This window comes from Candidatus Cloacimonadota bacterium, assembly GCA_012516855.1.
GTDB lineage: Bacteria > Cloacimonadota > Cloacimonadia > Cloacimonadales > Cloacimonadaceae > Syntrophosphaera.
Genome location: JAAYWB010000069.1, coordinates 1 through 4,898 on the forward strand (window position 1 = coordinate 1; position 4,898 = coordinate 4,898).

Annotated in this window: 4 protein-coding genes and 1 tRNA gene; all 5 read left to right on the forward strand. The window is 55.6% G+C overall.

The window, feature by feature from the left end; all coding sequences use genetic code 11:
- A partial coding sequence (locus tag GX466_07270) for a hypothetical protein (protein ID NLH94002.1) occupies positions 1 to 1,716 on the forward strand: 1,716 nt, incomplete at its 5' end.
- Positions 1,717 to 2,591: 875 nt separating this feature from the next.
- Entirely contained in the window at positions 2,592 to 2,951 is a 360-nt protein-coding gene (locus tag GX466_07275; GenBank protein NLH94003.1) for a DUF2089 domain-containing protein, read from the forward strand.
- The gene (locus tag GX466_07280; protein ID NLH94004.1) at positions 2,948 to 4,393 is read left to right on the forward strand and encodes a DUF4097 family beta strand repeat protein; all 1,446 of its coding nucleotides are present in this window, start codon (positions 2,948 to 2,950) and stop codon (positions 4,391 to 4,393) included. The genes GX466_07275 and GX466_07280 overlap by 4 nt, the downstream gene beginning before the upstream one ends.
- Before the next feature lie 51 nt (positions 4,394 to 4,444).
- Positions 4,445 to 4,522, forward strand: a tRNA-Pro gene (locus tag GX466_07285).
- Between the two features lie 30 nt (positions 4,523 to 4,552).
- On the forward strand, positions 4,553 to 4,898 hold a 346-nt coding region (locus GX466_07290), incomplete at its 3' end, for an ABC transporter ATP-binding protein (protein ID NLH94005.1).

Sequence of the window (4,898 nt, forward strand, 5' to 3'; positions counted from 1 at the left end):
GAGATCGGCAGCGCTGTAAGCGTGGGCATCCTGCGCAATCAGGGCATAATCCAGAGCGGGAACGCGGAACTGCCGGTGCTGACGGTCACCCAGCTTCTGGAAAACCGCGGCACCATCCGCAACAATCCCGCGGGCTGGTATTTTTGGCTGGAACTGGGCGGCAGCTTGGAAGATTGGGGCACCATCAGCAATAGAAAATTGGTGCTTAACAACACCCAGCCTCGCTATCTCTGGCAGGACGCGAATGCCAATCCCATCAGTTGTGCCAATCTGGAAGCGGAAGAAGGCTCTGCCCCCCACGAACTTCGCTCCAACCTCAGTCTGGCCGGTTCCGGGATCGAACTGAACGAAGGAACTCTGGACCTCTGTGGAGGAGACAGCCTGAACACCTTCAGCCTTTCCGGAGGCTACATCAATAATGGTTTCATCCACGGCGGCAACGGGGCCGCTTTAGCCCTCAGCAACGGGGCGAAACTTTATGATCTTGACATCGACGAGTGCGTGTTTGCGGGAACAGTTGAGATCGGCAGCGCTGTAAGCGTGGGCATCCTGCGCAATCAGGGCATAATCCAGAGCGGGAACGCGGAACTGCCGGTGCTGACGGTCACCCAGCTTCTGGAAAACCGCGGCACCATCCGCAACAATACCTCCGTGGGCTGGAATTTTTGGCTGTTTCTCAGCGGAGATCTGGAGAACTACGGTACGATCGCCAACCAAAGGACGGTGCTTAACAACACCCAGCCTCGCTATCTCTGGCAGGACGCGGATGCCAATCCCATCAGTTGTGCCAATCTGGAAGTGGAAGTTGGCTCCGCCCCCCACGAACTTCGCTCCAACCTCAGTTTTGCAGGAGGAAGCACGAATCTCAACGGCTCAACCCTGATTATGTACAGCGGCCGCAGCGTGCACGGAATCACCTTCACCAGCGGTTATTTCGGCAACGCCGTCCTGGAAACTGATGGCTTCAGCCCCATCACCGGTTCCGGAGTGTCTTTGTATAACATCCAGGCGGAGGATCTGAGCTTTCACGGCACGGTGGGGATTGGCGGCAACGTGGTCATCCAGGATTTGGTGAACTACGGCTACATCGAGCCCCGTGACAATCCGGTGGACATCACTGTCAACGGTAACCTGGTCAATTACGGCACCATCCGGCTATACGTCAACTGGACCATGAACCTCTACTGCCGCGGAAACATCAGCAACTACGGCAGTATCAACAACCGGAATGTATATATGGATGGAACCGCGGACCAGTATCTCCTCAACGCCGGCAGCATCAGCGTTGAAAGCTTCCAGTTGGTTTCGGAGCTGGGGCCCGCCCAGTGGTATTTCAACGGCAGCCTCTACAGCGCGGATGTTTTAACCAACCGGACTATCAACCCCAACACACTGGGCGTGTGGCAGCCTTTGGCAGGAACGGTTTTGGGGCGCCTGATCACCATAGGCAGCGGTCTGGCGGAGTTGGATGCTCCGGGCAACTTACAGGCCTTTCTGCTGGGAACTGAGGCCAAACTGCAGTGGGATCAGGTGCCGGGCGCTGTCTATTATAACGTTTACGCCAGTTCCGATCCTTACGCCCTTTTTCCCGCCGACTGGGAAACTCCCATCAAAGCCCACGATCCCGATCTCGCTGATGGCATCGTGCGCCTCGATCTGTCCGGAGCAGAACCGTACAAGTTCTACCGGGTGACGGCAGGCAACACTATGCCCTGATCCCAACGGGTTTTCTGACCGGCCCTGACAGCCATACCTGCCGGAACAGGCTGTTGAATGTTTATCCACTTGTGGTGGAAGGGGGTGGTGTTTGCGTCCCGGACTCGGGACGATCATAGCTTTAAGAATAGCTAAAAACGGCTCTCTTTAAAACCGGATGGGTAGCCCGGAGAGCCGAACAAACGTCATCCCGGACGTCACCGAGCTTGCGAGGTGACTTTGATCCGGGATCCATAAATAGATGAAACTGGATTCCGGGTCAAGCCCGGAATGACGCGGGTTGGGGTTGGATGGTGGTTTATAGGCTATTCCGTCCGGTCTGGATTCCGGGTCGAGCCCGGAATGACGTGGGTTTGTGGAATACGTGCTGGGCCATGGCCCCTACGAACAGGTCGAGCCCGGAATGACGTGGGTTTATGGGTGGGCAGTATGTTGTTGCTATTGTAACGAGGGGCTTACGCTCCCTCGCTATAGTTATGTCGCCCTACGGGCTTGAAACAATCGATATCCCACTCCGGTATGTCGCATAACAAGTTACGAACCCGGGCCACAATCCTGACTCCTCCTTTGCCCCATCTCATTCACATCCCATTCACTTCCCGCTTAGTTCCCGCCCGTCAAACGGGAACTTAACGGGAGGCAAAAAGGAGGCGAGTGGGATGGGGCAAAGGGCCAATCACGCTGATTTATTGGGAAAATCCAGAGTAAACACCCTATCAGGCTCTCCAAAGCATTGTTGCTGACCTCATGACCAAGCCCGTGAGTTAAGAAAAACAACAGTGGGTAATCAAGGATAATCTGAGAATAATGAAAATATATCTTGACATGAAATCAGGAAAATTAATAATGACCTTGACTTTATTAAGGAGTAGATCATGGAAATCACATCCTGTCCGATCTGCAAACAGGAACTCGCGGTCCGGGAACTCTACTGTCCAGCCTGCGAAGTCAGTTACAGAGGGAATTTCAGCCAGAGCTGGCTGGGCGGGCTCAACCCCCGGCAGCTGGAATTCGTGAAGCTGTTCATAATCGTCCAGGGCAACATCAAAGAGATGGAAAAGCGCCTGGGCATCTCGTATCCCACGGTGAAGAACCGGCTAGCGGAGATAATCAGCGTTATCGCAAGCGAAAGCCCGTCCGATGAGGATTTCAGCGACATCCTCAGCGATCTGGACCAGGGCTTCATTTCCGTGGAGGAAGCCATCAGCATGATAGACACAAGGAGGAAATCATGAAAACGGCAAACATTAAACTCGACTATGACTTCGCGGGCAAGGACACCGTGGAGATCGAAAACAAAATGGCGCCCCTTCACATCGGGCGTTCCGAATCCGGCCAGGTGGAAATCCGGGCCGAACTCAGCATCCATTCATTCGTTCCCGGGACCGACATGGCGGAGAATTTCCACGTTGGGGAGGAAGGCGGCACCTTGAAAATCTATCTGGAGAGAATCCCGGAACTGGCCGAATCCTTCATGGGAACAGGCCGCTCTCAGGTTTGGATACGGGTTCCCCAGGGCGCCGCGGTGATCGCCAAAGCTGACAACCTGCCCATCAGGGCGGAAGGGATCGCCGGCTCGCTGGCGCTGCACAACGAAAACGGCTCCCTGAAGCTGGAAGACTGCGAAGGACACATCCATCTGAAGAACGAGAACGGCTCCACCAAGCTGAAAACCTGCAGCGGCGATTTCAAGATTCGCCTTGAAAATGGTCCCCTGTCTGCGGAAAAGCTCAGCGGCGCCAATCTGGAGGTGAAATCCGAAAACGGCCCCGTGAAGCTTCGCCTGGCCAGTTTCGCCCGGGCGAAGGTCAGCAACGAGAACGGCGTGATCTTCTATGAAAGCCTGCCCTTGGACAGCGGCGACCTGGAGTTCGTGAACGAAAACGGGGTCGTGAAACTCGTGCTGGCCGAGGAGCAAAACTTCGAAATGACGGCCGAAACGAGCGTGGGTAGCATTTCCGTCACAGGTGGCAGCGAAGGCGACTCCGGCGCAGGCGGGCTCAAGTCGAGGGGGGAAACCGAAAACGGGGTTCGCAGGGAAATCATCAGCAGGGGAGAGGGCGGCCTCAAGATCAGCGTAAGAACCGAAAACGGCGTGATCAAGCTGAACGCCGACGGCAACAACGACATGAACTTCGTGAAGATGAAGGTCAACGACCTCAAGGGCGCGATCGGCAATGCGGTTGGCGAAGAAGACATGGAAAAGGTGAGGGCCGCCCTGAACTCCGCCACGGCGGCGGTGGAAAAGGCGATAGGCTCCATCAGCGAGGAAAAGATCAAGGAAAAGCTCAGCGGCGCGCTGGGCAAGCTCCAGAAAACCGTGGAAGGCTTCGATTTCAAGGAAACCTCGGACAAGGTGGTGAAGACGGTGGACCAGATCGGCGACGAGGTTACCGAAACCCTCAAAAACGTATTCCGTAAAGCGAAAGACAGCGACGACCGGCCCGGGAAGGAACAATTCTCCGGTAGCGAGGACTATTCGGAACCCGGCATCCTGAAAGAGTTCATCAGGAAAACGGTGGATGCCACCATCGCCAAAGCCCAGGGCAAGGGCCTCAGCGACAGCGAGAAACAGGCTGTGGACGAACGCAGCCGCGTCAAAATCCTGGAAATGCTGGAAAGCGGCAAGATCACCGCGGAGGAGGCGGAACGCCTGCTGAAGGCCATCGACGGCTGACAATAAAACCTTGACAGAAACCCGGCTCAGCAAAGTTTGAGCCGAACCGGTCGGGATGTAGCGCAGTCCGGTTAGCGCGCTCGGTTCGGGACCGAGAAGTCGGAGGTTCAAATCCTCTCATCCCGACCATTGTTTTTTATGGCCTCCGCGAAGGAACAAATGCCCGAAGAGAAAGTTAACCTGAAGTATTATTTCAAGCTCCTCTATCCTTTCGTGAGGAAGGATTTGGGGCTTTTGCTCTTTGGGCTGTTCGCGATGCTTTGCACCTCTGCGCTGCAACTGGCCTATCCCCTCATCCTGGCTGAAATCATCGACAAAAGCATCCCCCAGGGTGACGTGGCGTCGATGTACCGCTTCGGCGCGTTTTTCGTGGCGGCGGTGATCGTGGCGGGTGTGCTTTCCTATCTACAAATCGTGCTGCTTTCCAAGCTGGGCGTGAAAATCATCACCAAGTTCAAGGCCGGGGTTTTCCGCCACCTGCTCACCCTGCCTGTGGAATGGTTCA

Bases quoted from the DNA above. Each gene is read 5' to 3' on its own strand.
- GX466_07275 (NLH94003.1), top strand. From the start codon at position 2,592: ATGGAAATCACATCCTGTCCGATCTGCAAACAGGAACTCGCGGTCCGG.
- GX466_07280 (NLH94004.1), top strand. From the start codon at position 2,948: ATGAAAACGGCAAACATTAAACTCGACTATGACTTCGCGGGCAAGGAC.